Below are 16,803 nucleotides of genomic sequence, written 5' to 3' on the forward strand. Positions count from 1 at the left end.
GCGAGTATAACGTATCTATAAGCCGATTTCGTCGTGCTTCAGACGAGGGTTTAAATAGCTTCGGTTCCTACATACTGATGTAGCAGCTCGTTGTATCGCCGTCGCAACCGACCCATTGAGTATCCGCTCACTCATACGTTATCTTGGAAGGCAACACAACCCTCATCCGTACGCACGAATCGAACGAACAAATCACTGCAGACACGCGCGAAGAAACCACCGACGAAACCGAACGGGTCTGTCCCGAGTGCGGTGGCCGACTGGTCAACGACGCCGAACACGGCGAGACCACCTGCGCTGAGTGTGGTCTCGTTGTCAAGGAGGACGAGATCGATCACGGCCCCGAGTGGCGCGCGTTCGACTCGGCCGAACGCGATCGCAAGAAACGCACCGGCGCACCCACGACGAAGCTGATGCACGACAAGGGGCTGTCGAGCCAGATCGGCTGGCAGGACAAGGACGCCTACGGCAATGCCCTGAGTTCGCGCAAGCGTCAGCAGATGAGTCGCCTCCGCACGTGGGACGAACGCTTTCGGACCCGCAACTCGAAGGAACGCAACCTCAAGCAGGCGCTCGCCGAAATCGAACGCATGGGAAGCGCGCTCGGCGTCCCGAAGGACGCCCGCGAGACCGCGAGCGTCATCTACCGCCGCGCACTTTCGGAGGACCTCTTGCCGGGGCGCTCTATCGAGGGCGTCTCGACCGCCGCGCTTTACGCCGCGATTCGCCAGATGGGGCTTCCCCGAAGTGTCGAGGAGGTCAGCGCAGTGTCGCGCGTCGATGAAATGGAGTTCAAGCGTGCCTACCGTTATATCAATCAAGAGCTCAGCCTCGAAATCGGCCCGCCCGCTCCCGATCAGTACCTGCCGCGGTTTGCGTCTGATCTCGGTGTGAGCGACGAGACCGAAGGCCGTGCTCGTGAACTCATTCGAACGGTGATGGAGGAAGGAGCACACTCCGGTAAGAGTCCCGTTGGCCTCGCTGGTGCTGCGCTGTACGCTGCTGGTATCCTGACGAACAACCGACTGACGCAGGACGAAGTCAGCGAGGTGGTCGGCGTCAGCACCGTCACGATCCGGAATCGATATCAAGAGCTACTCGAAGTCGAAGGGAAGCGTCAGCAGGCCGAGCAGCGAGAATACACCGAGACGGAGGCAGCAGCCTAATGACGGATCGACGCATTGCCTGTCGGGAGTGTCACAGCCTCTACGAGGCGAGCGTACAAGCCTGTCCCGTCTGTGGCTCGTCGCGCCTCACCGACGACTGGGCGGGCTGTATCATCGTTGCCCACCCGAACCAAAGCGATGTCGCAGGGGCGATGGACGTCACCCAGCCAGGGACGTACACGCTGAAGGTTCGATAACAGTACCAAAATCGGTGTCTTATGACGCCATGCTTGCCGGATTTGCCATCCCTTCTTTCACACCCCATTTGATGAGGAGGACGTTGACTGGGTAGGCTGCGATCAACCCCATCGAAAGCGAAAACACGAGCGCACTCCAGAAGAGAGTATCCCCCATTGTGGCTTCGCCCGCCAACCAGAGATCAGTACTGATTGCAACGACCTCCATCACGGCGATGCTGCCCGTCTCCGAGTAAAAGGCGTCAGCCATCGCCTCTCGGAATCCGACACCCTCTTGGAGCAACGGACCGACGGTCATCGCGTAACCGGCCACGTACGCGAGCGCGAACGTTAACAGTGCGGTGGGAACGTTTCCGAGGGTCAGCAGGCCTACGGCAATGACGACACCAGTTATCTCGCCGGCACCACATCCGGAATAACAGTGACTCACCGAGCGAAAGCCTCGCCGCCACAGCGAGTCGTGGGTGATCTGTGACCGGCCCGAGTACCAGTACACTCCGATACCGATCGGCCCGGAGTATAGGACTGTAAATCCCCAGACGTACTTCATCAAGCTTCCCAACATGGGGTTGTTCGTTCGAAGGTCCCACACAAGTACGGATAGTGACCCGAGAACCAACACCCCCCATGCGAGGAGAAACGCTGGGTTCGTGAGGATGCGTTCGAGCGCCTGTTCGAGCGTCATAGACTGACTACATCGGCGATTCTTTTGTATGGTCGGACGGGTTTCGCCCGAACCCGTCGTCGAAACCGATCCTGACAAAAGGCTTGATTCAACAATGGATGAGTGAATTATGAGTGGTCGTATAGCATAAATATTTGATGATTGATGACTCAGCCTTCGCGGCTCATGACCGACCGACAGGCGTGGTGATCGCTGTCTCGGCCGCTCTCACGTTCTCGAACTGGTTCCTCGCCGAGTTCAACCGTCTCCTCGACCTGTGTGTAGACGAGCACCGCCGCGACGGCCGCAAGCAAGAGCCAGCGGATTGGGCTATCGAGGACGATCAGCGTTTTCTATGAGATGGACTGCCCGATACGGAGGGCTAGCCAACATCTGACTTATCAGCAAACAGGTGGTTTGTAGAAATCCAAACGCCGAATCTCTGTAAGATCATTCTCTGCAGAAGTTGAGACTGCCTGTCTGAATGCATATGTAGGCCCAGTCGTCTGAGGGGCCTCTTGATTACTCGATGATTCTCAGTGCCCCGAGCAAAGTTTAGATTGAATCAAAAAACCAATTATACGCGGCTAATGAGGCTTCTTATGGGGAAGTAGCAGTATTACCATACCATGGCAGACTCACGCGTGGCCTTTCTCAAAGTCTCTTGGGCCAACGTTCTATTAAATGCCCTCAAAATCGGTGTTGAGGGCACACTTGGACTGCTCACCGGGAGCCTCGCACTCACCGCTGACGCAGCGCACTCCGTCGCTGACCTTCTCGCAAGCGGTGTTGTCTTGATTTGGGGCCGATCCGCCTTCGACGATGCTGATGACTCACATCCGCACGGACACAATCGGTTCGAGCCGCTCTCTGCGCTCTTCGTTGGTGGCGTCCTCGTTCTGCTCGGACTCAAACTGTTGTACGATGCAGGTCACTCGATCCTGACTGGAGTCTCTGCTGAGTACAGTATTTGGCTCGTACTCGGACTCCTGTTCGCACTCGGTGATATGTATCTCTGTTACTGGTATACGCAATACAAGAATCAAGAACTCCAGTTACCGAGTCTTCGAGCGCTTGCCGCTGACAGCCTCAATGATCTCTATACAACAGGTGCAGCCCTTGTGGGCGTCCTGGGTATGGCTGTCGGCTACCCAATTTTCGACCCGATTGCGGGCGGCATTGTGAGTCTGCTCGTCATCCACCAAGGAGTGGAGATTTCCCGGGAGAATATTCAGTACCTTGCCGATAGTGCACCTCCTGAATCAGAACAGGAAGCGATCAAACAGCAGATTCGAGAGCACTCTGCCGTACATGGGATTCACGATTTCGTCGCGTACTACTCTGGGCACATGGTCGAGGTCGAGTTCCACGCTGAAGTAGATCAAGAGCTGAATGTGGTCGAAGCACACGAGCTTGAATCAGATCTTCGCCAGCGCGTCCGTGAGGTCGAATCAGTTTCAGACGTCCACGTCCATCTTGATCCGGCTGGACTCGGCGAATGGAAAGACGCCGATGATTCGGCAACTTCGCCCGCATGAACTGTTCTCGATACTACAAACTACAGTTCTTCTGTTGGGCAGTTAGACGGACTCTTGCCCATATCGCGGCTATGACCTCGTAGTGACTGGGACGAGTGAATCCCAGCGTAGTGTGTTTCGCCGGATCGCACGCCGGCAGCACATTGAGTGGCCCAAATATAACTCCACGCCGCTATACGATCGTACCTCACTTGGTGGATTAGAATCGGACGTTCGAGTTGTCTCAAGTGTCTGGTTTACGCACCCGGACCACGACTCGATTGAAGAGTTCGTCTGCGAACTTCCGCTGGCCTACTTTCGCTTCGAGGCCCACGATTGCTACGAAAACTCGACACGCTACGAGATGGATACCCTCTTTCGCATGTTCGTGCTGAAAGAACTCCACGGGTGGGAGCACGAAACAGAACTCCTGGAGTACCTTGAGAGCCGGACCACACTCTGCGAACGTCTAGAGTTGGGAACGGTTCCCGATCAATCGACGCTCTGGCGGACCTGGAACAAACGCTTCACGCGAGATCTCCGGGACACGGTCCGGACAGCGGCTCGCACGATCCTCATCAAAGCGGAAAACGCGGATATCGCTGTGCCACGCGAACCAGACCGAAACCTCCCGACTCGAGGCCACGACGCCGCTGAATCGGACCCGGACGACCAGGCCATCCTCAACAAGACAGGGACGATTACCAAGCACGTCAGTCACGTCGTGTTCCCCGCGTTCTCCCTCAACCGTGGCGAGGGCTGTGAGATTCCCGAGAACGCCTACTGGGGCTTACAGACCTACTTAGGACTCCGTGAGAACTTGGCCGCCAACGAGGGGGCTCGCAGCTTCATCCACGAGTCGACGCGTGATCGAACACCACTCGGGCACGGTCATCGCGACCAGATTCGTAATCTCTCTATCGAGCAGATTCGCGAGATGTACCGACAGGCGGTCCGACAGCTCATCAACCAGCTCGCAGAGACAGAGGAGTTCTTCCGCGCAGGGATCGTCGCTATCGACATTACCGAGGCCGATCCCTTCACCGGCGACCGGAGTGGCCACGAGGATGAGATCATCGGGACAAAGGAGAAGACCGACGAGTACGCGTACCAGTGGGCGACAGTCCAGCTGGTCGGTAACGCTGTCCCACTCGTCCTTGATGCCCGCCCGGTACGGAAAGGCGAGTCACGACTAGAAATCGTGGAGGATTTGCTGGATTCGGCTGAAGAGCTCGTTCACGTCGATAACGTGCTGATGGACCGGGAGTTCGATAGCCAGCACGTCCTGGAGATGATTAGCCAGCGCGGGCTCTCCTACGTCGTGCCGAAACGGATGCAGACCAGCGAGAAAGCCCAGGCGAAGCGATTGCTCCAGCGTGACCGGGACCGATACGAGACCGACCGGAAGCTCCACCTCGGGAAGAACGAGTGGCACGAGACGACGCTAATCTACCGTCGGAAAGAGGACTCAGAGCACGACGATCATCGACAGTACTCGGTGTTCATGACGAATTGCGGGAGCGGACACCTTACGGAGTACGGCTACAGGTGGGAAATCGAAAGCGGCTATAGATCGATAAAGCGGTTCATGGCGGCGACGACGTCGAAGGATTTCGGGCTACGGTTCTTCTACTTCGCATTCGCCTGCCTGTTGTACTCGATCTGGCGGGCTGTCGATCTGCTCGTGCAGGTTGAGTTGACTGGTGAGTACGAACATTCACCGATCGTAACAGCCGACAACACGCTGACGCTGCTGAAGAAGGAGACTGGAATCGGGTAGAGAGACACTCTGTCTGGGTTAGCGCGCTGTCTGAGTGGCTACACTAATGGACGTCTCGAAAATCTGCCCATACGGTTGGGAGTGTGACAATAATGGCTGCTTGGAGAGTGATCCGGAGCAGTTTTCGCTGACCGAATCGTCCAAATTCACGCATCACAGCCCTGCTAAACCCGCTGTAGTCTCAACTTCCCAGGTTCCGTAGTTCGTATAGCATAATGTAGTTTATAGGACGCACAAACGGGTATAGAAGCATTGTAGTGCATGAGTTCGGGCGATTCAGCACTGACGCAATTCACTTTTGATTATATCACAAGTCAACAGTGGATACTGGCACCATCGAGCCCTCCACTCATCCAACCACATGCCAGACCCACAATCCCAGGGTTCAACCACTACAGAAGGCCCTTCAACCCTCCAAGAAGGAACTCACGCAGTTCCTCAAGACCAAAGCCAAAGGCGACGATTCAGGAAACTATCGGCGCAACGCCAAGCGTGTCATCACTCAATGGATCGACTGGCTCAACCAGCGAGACATCGAGAGCTTCGAGCAGCTCGACGAAACCGTTCTCGCCCTACGCAGAGCACCTTCGTCGACGTGTCGCCGCAAACGAAGCTGAGACGACCGACGGTGGTATCGCCCGCTCAACTGCCTAGACCTACTACACCACGACATCGGCCTTCCTTGGGTGGGCTTCCAAATGGGGCTATCTCCAAGAAAACTACGCACGAGCCGGGCTCGCTCAGGAATCGATGCCCGAGCGATCCGCCTCCCAGCAATCCCAACAGCAGTTCTGGACCCCAGAGCAACGAACACAGATTCTCAACTACGTCAATAAACACGCTCGCGATGCCATCGACGAGAAAGATCTTGACACCGACGTCGAAGCTCGAGGCCTCGTTGAAATCAATACAAAAGATGGAGGAGCGACGACGATATCTCAGCAATTTTGGATAGCGGTCCACTCTTACTTAATACGGGCACGACGGGACTGAAATAGCACGCACCTACATTAGATCCTAAGAAAGGTTTCAAGCAGTAGTTTAGCGTCTTTCACCCATACTTCTCAGTTACTTTCTGAGTGAGCGCTTCTTGAATATCCTCGTTCTGGATAACAAGCTCAACAATCGTTCGCTCATACTCTTTTTTCGAAAGTTCGAGATTTTCATCGAGTTCAATGCGCTTCATGATCCGGAACAGCTCATCTCGGTCGCTCTCAGTCATGTGCATCTGCACCCGCTTGAACTGCCACGTAAGTTCGCCAGCGCTGTTCGGGGCATGTTTTTTACAGTATTTGCCCTCATCAGCGTCGTTGCTACACCGTTTCTTTGAACGGGTTTCCGCTTGACAGCGGTCCCACTCACGGTCAAGTGCGATAGTTACAGATTCATCCGCATCATCAATGACGATCTCTCTTGTTGTAGATTGATGATTTGCTGCTTGGACACGAGTTGAGTATTCTCCAGGGCCTAGTTCGAATGAGTCTCCAGACTGTCTTTCGATCCCATCCACCGTTACAGTTGCATCATCGATAACGTCGCCATTCTCGCCAACGACCTGTGCTGTGAGGGAGTACTGATCAGACTGCTGATCAGGATTGTCGAATCGACGTCCCATTCGTTCACGACGGCTCGAGGATCGATCACGAATCTCTTCACTTTTTGCGTCACGGTTACTCATCGAACTACCTCCTGTGATGCGATTGATTTGAGAGACTCAGCAACCTTGAGGAAGACTTCAGCTTGGTCGCATTTTTCGTCGTGCTGAAAAATTGAGACGCCATTATTCCAGGCTCTTTTGATAGCAACTCGTTCGCGCACTTCGTAGATTGGGCAGATTCCATCGTATGTGGTGTCAAACCAGTCAATCATACCTTGCTGTTCTTTGTCAAGGGGATAACTGACTTTGTTAATGACGACGGCTTGTTCAAGAACTTGGACGTCGTACTCATACTCAAGCGTGTCAATTTGATCGTTTAATAGCTCGAGAGCCCGTATGCTGGTGTCTTCTGCTTCGACAGGAATGAGTAGGTTTTGGGTTGCGAGCAACACGTTGTCGGTGATGTGGCCCAGAGATGGGGGAGTATCGATAAGGAGATAATCATACTGTTTCTCGAGGAACTCGAGAAGTTGAGAAAGGCGTTCACGTCCGCGCATCGCAGTGACGAGGTCTTGTTCTAGAGAGAACATATCGATATTGGAGGGTACGATATCGAATTCAGGATGGTCAGTAAGGACAATTTCGTCGAGATGGTATTGCCCTTCTTGGGGGTCAAAATCACGCGGATTAACCATTGCATTGTATAGGCTGGGGGGTTGTTTGTCGTAGGCGTCGTCGAGACCAACACCACTGGTGAGATGACCCTGTGGATCGGCGTCAATGAGAAGGACGTCGTAACCGAGCTGGTTGAGTGCTCCTGAAATATTTGCAGTGAGTGTCGATTTTCCGACACCACCTTTCTGGTTGCAGACTGCAATTCTAGTCGCGTCTTGATCATCCGTGAGCGGAGTATGGTTGTTTTGGCTCATGGGTATTAGTCGGTAGCAGGTGTATTGAGATGATTGCGTGTATCACTAGTACTAACCTAGTAGAGAGTTAGGTGTGTATTGATACACTCAGTACACTGCACCATATACAGTGGGACAGTCGAGAAGGATATAAATTTTCGTGGTACATCTGGCAGACATACGTCAGACAAATAGATAAGATGTATTGATACACACGATACTATCAATACTATTTGTAGTATCGATACACCCAGTAGTCACAGTACACAGTATATTTGCGTATGTCCATCAAGCTCCTCGATTCACCGCTAAGCCGTGATGGAGGATCAGATCCATGATTGGCATGGTTAGGAAAAAGATCAAAAGCAAGTTCCAGAAAAACTCGATTAAGCACGATTCAGGGTATTCTTGTGGTACAGATTTCCAGTGCGTCTTCACTATCCCAGACGAGCAATCGTTGTTCTTCACTCAAGAGATCAAAGATCCCAATCTGCATCCAGCTGAAAGGGTATTTCCGAGTCGTCTCTCTAATCCCATTATTCGGATAGGCGAGCTTGCAAACATACGTCTTAGCGAAATAGTCGTCAATAGCAGCGAAATAACCCATCTCAACCAGGAAGCCGCCACAACGGTGCTCAGCGACACCAACAAGATACGTAGCAAAATCTGCAATGAGACGAAACTTTGGATAAGAATGCTCCCACTCTTCGGCAACATCTTTCATCAGTACAGCTCGAGCGCCAGAGCGGTTGTCGAGTTGATTACGGATCGTTTCGAGACGCAACTCTGCGTCGTCAGCGTAGCTCCCCAAGACAAAGTATGAGTCGTCAGTAGTACGGATTTCATTGAGCTTAGAGACAGCTGAGAGAATAGCCTCAAAATCGTCATAAGTGAATTCGAGGCCACGGTAATGAGCCTGTGCTTGTTCTTGTATTTCGGCACGGATTTCAGTCGATGTAGGCGCCATCTGTTGATGATCAATTTTCAGTGGCAAGGCATAAAGAGTGGGCAGATCGCCGTGAATCGTTGGCTCAGCTAGCACTATGCCAGCTAGAGAGAAGCATTTCGGTGTTCGCCGAAATGCCTATAGCAAGAGAGAGAGTATATGGAGATATGAGCCAGCCAGAATCCGAACGAGGATCTGAACGGAGTAGCGGAGATATGCTGGTCGAGGACTTAGATACTCGGCGAGAGATGCTTGATATAGCGACTCAAAAAACCCGGTTCACGCTTCTTCAAGGGATTGTGAGCCACCCAGTAGAGCTCCCATCGCTGCGTGAGCTAGAGCTGCTGAATCCGAGTTTAGGTAGAACAACGATTCATGAGCATTTAGGGAAACTCATTGATGCCGGAGTGATCGAGCAAGTCGAGAACAAAGAGACAATGAATAATCCGAACGTGCCCTCGAAGTTCTATGGGTTGACCAAAGAGGGACAGAACGTGTTAGAAGGGACTGGGCTCTTTGACGCTGCTACTACGCTCAAGCATTACTACAACAAGATCCAGAAGACAGACGAACACAATCGCTACGAATCTGCACCCCGACCTTGATCTCTTTTGGGGGCCTGCAAAGTACGGTCTTAGATAACCATACTTACAGCAGATATGAACACTCGAAAGAGTGGTGTACAGTCGAAGCAGTGGATCTCCAATAGGGATACAGAGGGTCAAATCGGTCGGCCTGAAATTCCATCGTAGGATCCTATCTTGTTCACAGGGTGGAGGAGATCAAGGAGTCGTTGTATAGATTTCACGGATTCCATAGGGAGGCTACTAGGACCAGTTGTTCGAGTGTTTCCAGTGTCCAATTAGTATTTAAATCACTCCCTCTCCAGTTTTCGACTGTCTACTCAGGAGAGAGTGTACTCCCTCAAAACATAACAAGAAGATATAATATAGCGGTAGTTTTATGTGGTCTCTGCAGCAACCGAACCCGTAGTGGGAACAGAGCGAGGTTGAAGAATGCTATCTTCAACCGAGTCACAGAAAGTTCATCATCTGGCTATGGAGGATCGTGTGTGGGAACAGTCGAAGTCTGGAGGGAGAGTGTATCTTAAATAGTTTAAATAGTGCTGGGAACAGATGAGACAGTCGAAGTAGTGGTATCATGTAGTTACCTCTTGCCTGAGTAGAGTCCTATCTATTCTGGAGATTGTGCTATAGAGTTAACCAACACCTCTGCCACGACAACCAACTGTTGGTTAATTCTTTCTAGCGGATTGATTCGGATCTTCCTCTTTGATAGCGGTTAGTAGGCTACATACCTCAATACAGTCGAAGTAGTGGTGTTCACTGGAACCATCGGATAACACTGGAAGTACTGGTCATCACTCGAAACACCCGAGGGTATGGTTTTAAGTATCCTCTCACACAAAGAGGGTAATAACTTACTGCATCATCATGCCCACGTTCAAACCGGAACGCAGTATTTTCAAAAACCATGATGTCCTCGACGAAGAATGGACACCTAAAGAGATCCAAGGACGTGACGAGGAAATAGACCAATACACTCAGTGCCTCCAGCCCGTAATCAACGGATGGCAGCCGAAAAACGTATTCCTCTATGGTAAAACCGGTGTCGGAAAAACAGTCGTCACAGAAAGCCTTCTTTCTGATCTCGAACGGGACGCACAAGAATGGGACGTCGACCTTACCGTTGTCAAGATTACCTGCTCAAACCAAACGACTAGCTACCAAGTAGCAATACGTCTCCTGAACGAACTATACCTCCAACGGGGTAAAGCAACTATCGCCGAAACAGGATACGCTCAACAGGACGTCTTCAACAAACTCTGGGGGGAACTCGACGATATTGGGGGAACTATCCTGCTTGTTCTCGACGAGATCGATAACGTCGAAGACCCAGACGATATCCTCTATCAAATCCCTCGAGCACGCAAAAACAAAAATATAGAGAATGCAAGACTCGGGATTATCGCTATCGCTAATGACTATTCCTTCACAGAGAATCTTTCCCCGAAAGCGAAATCAACACTCCGAGAAACAGAATTGCACTTCTCCGCGTACGACTCAAATGAGCTGAAAGCCATTCTCAACCACCGCGCTACAAAAGCCTTCCATGATAGCGCTATTGACGAAGACGTAATCCCGTTGTGTGCAGCGATAGCCGCTAATCAAGCCGGCGATGCCCGTATGGCGATGGATCTTCTTCTAGCAGCGGGTGAAGCTGCAGTGAACGATGGTGCTGATGCCGTAACGACTGACTATATTCGTGATGCTGAAGAGCGGATGGAGAGCGATTGGATTTTAGAAGCACTCAAGGGCGTTTCAACCCAGGAGCACCTCGCATTAGCGAGCGTCATCTCGAAAGCCTGTGAAGGTGAATCTCCAGTGCGAACCTCTGAACTCTATCAGCGATACGAATCGCTCTGCATCGATATGAACCGTGACCCGCTGAGTCAAAAAGCAACACGAGACAATCTGAACGAACTAGCATTCCAAAATGTACTGAACAAGTACGAACAGAACAAGGGTCAGGAAGGAGGCCGATACTTCGAATTCGAACTGGATACAGATTTAGAAGCAATGCTGGCAGCCGCCGGCGAAGTTGACTCCATCGTCTTTGACGATGCATTCCTGAATAAGTGGGTCAAACGAGGACTACAAACGCAGAGTATCAATGAAGATCATCTCAAGCTTCTCGACCAAGCTGCAGTTGAAGATTTATCATATTGGTCCTAATCTCTCCTATAGATTCACAGATTGTCTGTATCCTCTGCTATTGCTCAATTTGTAATGTCTACAATGTAATTAGGTGCCTATAGTTCACAAATACAGAATTTCTGGAGAGTCAGCGGCTATTGCGTGCCAAAACAATACAGTACCGCGTTGCTGGAATCCCTCAATTGGTGACAAGTTTTAGAAGTCGTGCTGAATACAGAGCGCGCCTTTCGCAGGAAGCTAACTCGAGAATGAATCAGACGAGGGTCCTTTGACCCAGATAGCTCCCTGCTCGTGATTCTCTCTGCAGTGACGATCTCTCAGCCACAATGCTCTATACGAACGGCTGCTGATCTTTCGGTAATATGAATGATGAGGAGTGGTCACCAGTCCAGTATCGATTTACACAGCTCGTTGACCTTCTCGCAGCGTTCGAGCAGGCCGGGATTGAACACTTAGAAGTCTCGGACGAGCGCACGATCGTGATCTATAGCCACACTATCTTTGACCTCGAAGTCGACGACGGGAGCTTAGCGGAGACTCAACTCATTACCGTCGACGTCTTTGATGTTTCGTCCAAGCACGCTACTACTGATGACCCCGATCCAGTAACGCTCACCGAACCAGTGATCGACGAGCTTGTGGCTACTGTGCGTGTCGACTGGGAGCGCCGCTGAGCGCTCTCCTAGTCGGTCGTGTACTCGTAGACGATTACATCCCAAGCGAGAGGTACTCGACGATGTGGCGCTACTCTCGCCGCTCGATGATGCTCGCAAACGCGACGTTCGACTGGACGGTGTCGATCTCGACCGTGACCTCCTCGTCACGTTTAGCGTCCTCGACGATCACGACGAATCCCCGTTCGACACGAGTGATTCCATCCCCTTGATCGCCGAGTGTATCGATCGTCACCGTTCGAATCTCGCCTTCTTCGACCGGCGGTTCCGACTGATCCGGCGTCGACGAAGACGCTGACGCGTTGAAGGATGACGCTGTGTCGCGATCGTCGTCTGTTGCATTCTCGGTCGCAGCCGGAAGCACGGCGACCTGATAGACTGCTCCTGGATCGACCGCCGCGTGATCGACCAACTCACGGGGAATCTCGATCTGCAGTCGTCCCTCTCTCTCAGCCGCCCGACATGTGATCAGTGCTTGCAGCCGGTCTGGAATCGAAACCATTGATAGTTGACCTCTGTAGGCGACGACACGTAATTCCACGGAACTTATTTCGGCAACTGTGTCTGCTACAGCGCGTTCTTTGCTGTATGTCTCCATTATCTCGCTCTCTACAATGTCGACTAATCAGTCTGCAGATACTTCTCTCACTGAGCAACTTCAGGCGCTTCGCGATGATGCTCCTCAGCGCTATGGCCTACTTGAACGCTATGTAGAAGTCTTTAGACACACGCTCAAACAATCGACCCGAAACTACATCTCGGCAAAGCAGTTGTATTCGACGTGGGAGGATCCGCCGTTCCCGCCACAGACTCTGGGCCAACTCCTGAGTACGATTGCCGATCTCGGAATTCTACGGGTCCACATGCATCGGAGCAATCGGAATCGATACGACCTCACCGCGTACGATCAGACGCGGGTAGACCAGCTTGCAGTGATCGTCACTAACGAGACGGAGTCTGCGACCCGGTAGCGCCACTCGGCGTCACTCGAACTGAGAGCCCCCTCATTAGGCTGCTTTTAGCGTATCACGGAGGTACTGTTGTTCCCACTCCCGACGTGCGTCGAGCTCTCGCTGGCCACGCGCCGTGAGTGTGTAGAGATTTGTCCGCCGGTCCATCTGTGACTTCTCGACGAATCCTTTGTTGACGAGCGTATCGAGGTTGGGGTACAGCCGGCCGTGATGAATCTCTTTGTCGTAGTATCCTTCGAGTTCGTCTTTGAGTCCGAGGCCGTGTGGATCGTCTAATCCTTTGATGACGTAGAGTAAATCCCGCTGGAAGCCGGTGAGATCGTACATATCTATAGATTGTCTACCAGCCTTGTCAACGTATTGCATGATATACACTCCGAGCGTGTCTGATTTAACACTCAGATCGACGCACGCCGACGAAAATAGTGACTCCACTCCGCCGTCCGAACAGCGGTGCTGCCCTCTCTAATTGATACGGACGCAGACTACTCAACGAGCGCTTCGATATCGCTGGCCCGGTCGTCGTCAGTGATGAGCTTTGAGACACGCCAGTTGAGTTCGCCGAGCAGGAGGTCATACCCCTCATCGGTGAGTTCGTACTGGTTCGTGCGTTTATCGAGTTCGCTTTTCGCGACGAACCCTCGCTTGACGAGGTCATCGAGGTTGGGGTAGAGTCGCCCGTGATTGACCTCTGTCCCGTAGTAATCCTCGAGTTCGCGTTTGATCGCGAGTCCGTACTGGGGTTCCTCAGCAAGGACGGTGAGGATGTTCTGCTGGAAGGCGGTCAACTTGGATGCGGTACGCTCCTCTCTGGCTGCTGTCGATTGTGCCTCAGACATCTTTTCGAGGAAGAGTGTCATCTATAATAACTGCTTGGGAATCGTTCGGGTTTCGGATAGAGCGATCACTGATGAAATGCGCTCATAACTGATGAGGTGCCAGTTTTGAGTGGGGTACGCGAATTCCGGCAGCCAGTAGTCTAGTTGTATTCACACGGGCGGCTCGCAAGCGTCTCATCGATTCATCTACACCCTCTCTGCGGGGTCTGGTGAGTGCGATTCGATGGATGGCATCGGTTCGATTGGTGGACGAAGATCCCACGGGTACATCTCGAACGAGAGGTCCTGAGTCTCGAGCGCGACCTTATAGAGGACCTCACAGCCACATATACACCGTCTGGGGTCATTGTCGAGGACGATCGCAGGCCCGATACGGGGGTGAATTTGCCTTCAGCACATCGTTTCAGCCAGTTCCTGATCGTTAAGGTCCCAGTAGTGCGCAATGTCTCCGAGAAGCGCATCGATCGTATCACAGTCGTAGCACCGGCAATTCTCGTGTGTTGCGTCATTGAGTGCGTGGACGATCAGTAGCCAGTCTTCGAACAGCCATTCGTCGGGAGTTCCAGCGGGCATACGTCTGGGTGGGCCTGTCTTCTGGTATAACGCTTGGAGGGTCTGGGTTGGTAGTCGAACGTGAGCAGTAATCGAGTGGAAGTACGCGTGGAAATCGGACCTTGGGGTAAAGGGCCGACAGCAATCTCTGTCGACGGCAGGTACTCCGTCGACAGACGTGATACGGAGTGGCGCGGTTTAACTCCAGTGTTTTATTTCAGTTGTGCCTTGTGCAACCGTAGTCTGCTAGATGATTGTTGCACAAGGTAAGAGCTTCTCTGTAGTGAGTGCTACTGGCTTGATTACGGATACTACCCCTCTCAGATAGAGCTGCGATTTCTTTGCTTTGAGCCTTCTGTCGAATAGACTCTCTGAGTAACGCGATAGTAGAAATACAGATAGACGGTGTCTTCGTTAGTAGAACGATTCGCTGACTGATGCAACGCCATATTCAGCTGTTGTTGACTGTTCGGCAACGACCTCACCATCTTGGAGAATTTGGATTGTGAGTTCATCACTTGAGTCGTCCTGCTTTTGGGCATTTGCTGATATGACCATTGGATCTCCGTCAATCTCGATTTCCTCAGTGCCACTGCCATCAACGGACCGCGACGATCCCTCGCTCCCGACCGCACCAGACCACTCACCGTCGTAATCCACACGGATACTAAACGATCCGTCTGTGCTCTCTGCTTGGTCCGACTCTTGGGTTGCCTCCTGTTGTTCGTCTTCTTGGTTTGTTTCTGAGTTATCCGTTTCTTGGCTCGTATCCTGTTCTTCAGCTTCTTCAGCGCTATCCGTCTCTTGACTAGTATCCTGCTCGTTGGCTTCTTCTTCAGCATTTTCTTCAGCCTCTTCCTCGAGTTCCTCGTCATCAGCAGGCCCGTCTGGTTCAGGGGCCGAATTGCCGGCCGTTGCCGAATCAGTACCAGTAGTAGTATCGTCAGCTGGCAATACAGCACCAATGATGCCTAACGCGACAAAGGCTATGACGAAAATCGCGATTGCGGAGACTACGCCGCCGCCGTTTGAAATGCCAGGAATGCCAGAGAGTTCATCAGCGATTCCATTTCGATTCGTGAAAACGACATAAGCCAGCACGAACGGGATCAGATAAATGAAAAAGAGGTATAGAAGACCCACAATAATATTCCGTATCGTACTTCCTGGCTTCATTCCTGGAACGTATTCTGTAAACGCCACAGATATTCAAAACGACTGTTACAGTTAAGGGTTGATATATGAGTAATTCTGTACTAATGTAAACTCTACAAATGATTTTGAGAGTTTATGTTCCAAGTGTGAAGCGTATTCTCTTTTGCATTCGCTGAGGAACAGCGACTCACCTTCCGTTGAATCAGAGCCAGTACTGTAACCTTGGAGGAATCGTCGGATCTTTTCATCGCTGTCTCTAACGCTTCGATCATGGACCGTGATATTGCAGGACAGGTGAGAGATGTGTGGGATACGTATCACGCGAATTTCTCGGACGTTGAATCCGTGAGTGCCGGCGGGTTTCCTCCAGATGAACTCGATACCGCTCGTAGAGAACGGATCCCGATTCTCCTCGAAACGCTGAGTGACTTCGTTGATGGGAATCTCGCACTTGGGGAATTCAAATCAGAAATAGATGGCCAGAACAAGCGACACCGCCTCTGGGGTTTCAAAGGAATGAATGGGATGATGTTTTTCAATATGCTCTATAACTCCTCGGGGGAAGCTCGCGAACAGGAGCTTGCCGAGTTACTCCGGACCGTCCTGCAGGAACCACAGGATGACTCCGAGATTGAAGCACAGATACGGACGCTTGAACAGTACGTCGAGGAATTGAGAGCGGACGTTGATAATCTTCGAAGTGCGCCGCGACTCGGTTCGATTCCGTACTTTCTCTCCTACTTTTGGCAGTTGCAGAATCCGGATACGCACCCGATCTACTACACCTCAATGCGGCGGGCACTGTCGGACTTAGCGATCTGGGAGCCAACAGAGGATCTTGCAGAGACGTACCTTCAGTTCCGCGCACTGAACGAACGAATGCGCGATATCCTTACTGAGTATACTGGCGAGGATATCCATCTCTGGGATATTGAACATGCCTTTTACTACTGGCAACACCGCGAAGAGGCGGAGGTGGAGGCGACTACGGAACCGGAGCCAACTAGTGAACCAGAGTCTGAGACGGTAGCTGTAGCCGAACCAGCCGAGACACTGCCGAGTAGTTATATCCCACCGATCGTCTCGATCCTCCCCGACT

General features: G+C 52.1%; 19 protein-coding genes. 9 read left to right on the forward strand and 10 right to left on the reverse strand.

Features of this window, described 5'->3' with window-relative positions; translation table 11 throughout:
• Positions 1–143 precede the first annotated feature (143 nt).
• Both EAO80_RS09990 and spt4 read left to right on the forward strand, forming a co-directional pair.
• A complete protein-coding gene (locus tag EAO80_RS09990; RefSeq protein WP_122089758.1) occupies positions 144–1,166 on the forward strand; it encodes a transcription initiation factor IIB in 1,023 nt (340 codons plus the stop codon).
• On the forward strand, positions 1,166–1,363 hold the full coding sequence (gene spt4 / locus EAO80_RS09995) for a transcription elongation factor subunit Spt4 (protein WP_122089759.1): 198 nt from the start codon (positions 1,166–1,168) through the stop codon (positions 1,361–1,363). The genes EAO80_RS09990 and spt4 overlap by 1 nt, the downstream gene beginning before the upstream one ends.
• A 19-nt stretch (positions 1,364–1,382) precedes the next feature.
• Here the strand turns inward: spt4 and EAO80_RS10000 are convergent, their stop codons facing one another.
• Both EAO80_RS10000 and EAO80_RS19690 read right to left on the reverse strand, forming a co-directional pair.
• Entirely contained in the window at positions 1,383–2,048 is a 666-nt protein-coding gene (locus EAO80_RS10000; RefSeq protein ID WP_122089760.1) for a DUF4396 domain-containing protein, read from the reverse strand.
• Between the two features lie 149 nt (positions 2,049–2,197).
• Complete coding sequence (locus EAO80_RS19690) at positions 2,198–2,341, reverse strand: hypothetical protein (RefSeq protein WP_162993954.1); 144 nt, start codon at positions 2,339–2,341, stop codon at positions 2,198–2,200.
• 315 nt (positions 2,342–2,656) lie between these two features.
• Here EAO80_RS19690 and EAO80_RS10005 point away from each other — a divergent pair, with 315 nt between their 5' ends.
• From EAO80_RS10005 to EAO80_RS20015, 3 genes are all read left to right on the forward strand, one after another.
• Positions 2,657–3,565, forward strand: a complete 909-nt coding sequence (locus tag EAO80_RS10005) for a cation diffusion facilitator family transporter (protein ID WP_122089761.1) — start codon at positions 2,657–2,659, stop codon at positions 3,563–3,565.
• Positions 3,566–3,647: 82 nt separating this feature from the next.
• Entirely contained in the window at positions 3,648–5,324 is a 1,677-nt protein-coding gene (locus EAO80_RS10010; protein ID WP_122089762.1) for a transposase, read from the forward strand.
• Positions 5,325–5,644: 320 nt separating this feature from the next.
• Positions 5,645–5,941 (forward strand): hypothetical protein, encoded by a 297-nt coding sequence (locus EAO80_RS20015; RefSeq protein WP_211330674.1) that lies wholly within the window; start codon positions 5,645–5,647, stop codon positions 5,939–5,941.
• A gap of 434 nt (positions 5,942–6,375) precedes the next feature.
• Here the strand turns inward: EAO80_RS20015 and EAO80_RS10020 are convergent, their stop codons facing one another.
• The 3 genes from EAO80_RS10020 to EAO80_RS10030 form a co-directional block, all read right to left on the reverse strand.
• Positions 6,376–7,002, reverse strand: coding sequence for a peptidase associated/transthyretin-like domain-containing protein (locus tag EAO80_RS10020; protein WP_162993955.1), 627 nt, complete (start codon positions 7,000–7,002; stop codon positions 6,376–6,378).
• Positions 6,999–7,850 (reverse strand): ParA family protein, encoded by an 852-nt coding sequence (locus tag EAO80_RS10025; RefSeq protein WP_122089764.1) that lies wholly within the window; start codon positions 7,848–7,850, stop codon positions 6,999–7,001. Before EAO80_RS10025 ends, EAO80_RS10020 begins: the two co-directional genes overlap by 4 nt.
• 376 nt (positions 7,851–8,226) lie before the next feature.
• Positions 8,227–8,871: a hypothetical protein gene (locus tag EAO80_RS10030; RefSeq protein ID WP_122089765.1), complete on the reverse strand. Its 645-nt coding sequence runs from the start codon at positions 8,869–8,871 to the stop codon at positions 8,227–8,229.
• Between the two features lie 71 nt (positions 8,872–8,942).
• Here EAO80_RS10030 and EAO80_RS10035 point away from each other — a divergent pair, with 71 nt between their 5' ends.
• The 3 genes from EAO80_RS10035 (at position 8,943) to EAO80_RS10045 (ending at position 12,187) form a co-directional block, all read left to right on the forward strand.
• Positions 8,943–9,380: a helix-turn-helix domain-containing protein gene (locus EAO80_RS10035; RefSeq protein WP_162993956.1), complete on the forward strand. Its 438-nt coding sequence runs from the start codon at positions 8,943–8,945 to the stop codon at positions 9,378–9,380.
• Positions 9,381–10,229: 849 nt separating this feature from the next.
• Positions 10,230–11,531 (forward strand): Cdc6/Cdc18 family protein, encoded by a 1,302-nt coding sequence (locus tag EAO80_RS10040; RefSeq protein WP_122089767.1) that lies wholly within the window; start codon positions 10,230–10,232, stop codon positions 11,529–11,531.
• Between the two features lie 344 nt (positions 11,532–11,875).
• Complete coding sequence (locus EAO80_RS10045) at positions 11,876–12,187, forward strand: hypothetical protein (RefSeq protein WP_122089768.1); 312 nt, start codon at positions 11,876–11,878, stop codon at positions 12,185–12,187.
• 70 nt (positions 12,188–12,257) lie between these two features.
• Here EAO80_RS10045 and EAO80_RS10050 read toward each other — a convergent pair whose 3' ends face one another.
• The 5 genes from EAO80_RS10050 to EAO80_RS10075 all read right to left on the reverse strand — a co-directional run bounded on the left by EAO80_RS10050 (position 12,258) and on the right by EAO80_RS10075 (position 15,752).
• Positions 12,258–12,689: a TRAM domain-containing protein gene (locus EAO80_RS10050; protein ID WP_122089769.1), complete on the reverse strand. Its 432-nt coding sequence runs from the start codon at positions 12,687–12,689 to the stop codon at positions 12,258–12,260.
• A 505-nt stretch (positions 12,690–13,194) separates the two neighbouring features.
• Positions 13,195–13,485 carry a PadR family transcriptional regulator gene (locus tag EAO80_RS10060; protein ID WP_122089771.1) on the reverse strand — a complete coding sequence of 97 codons (291 nt, stop codon included), beginning with the start codon at positions 13,483–13,485 and terminating at the stop codon, positions 13,195–13,197.
• A gap of 158 nt (positions 13,486–13,643) precedes the next feature.
• Positions 13,644–13,997, reverse strand: coding sequence for a PadR family transcriptional regulator (locus tag EAO80_RS10065; RefSeq protein WP_122089822.1), 354 nt, complete (start codon positions 13,995–13,997; stop codon positions 13,644–13,646).
• Positions 13,998–14,387: 390 nt separating this feature from the next.
• Positions 14,388–14,570 carry a hypothetical protein gene (locus tag EAO80_RS10070; RefSeq protein ID WP_122089772.1) on the reverse strand — a complete coding sequence of 61 codons (183 nt, stop codon included), beginning with the start codon at positions 14,568–14,570 and terminating at the stop codon, positions 14,388–14,390.
• Positions 14,571–14,963: 393 nt separating this feature from the next.
• Complete coding sequence (locus tag EAO80_RS10075) at positions 14,964–15,752, reverse strand: hypothetical protein (RefSeq protein ID WP_162993957.1); 789 nt, start codon at positions 15,750–15,752, stop codon at positions 14,964–14,966.
• 222 nt (positions 15,753–15,974) lie between these two features.
• Here EAO80_RS10075 and EAO80_RS20020 point away from each other — a divergent pair.
• Positions 15,975–16,803, forward strand: an 829-nt coding sequence (locus EAO80_RS20020) for a hypothetical protein (RefSeq protein WP_211330675.1), incomplete at its 3' end; no start/stop codon positions are given.

The organism is Halalkalicoccus subterraneus (assembly GCF_003697815.1).
Classification (GTDB): domain Archaea; phylum Halobacteriota; class Halobacteria; order Halobacteriales; family Halalkalicoccaceae; genus Halalkalicoccus; species Halalkalicoccus subterraneus.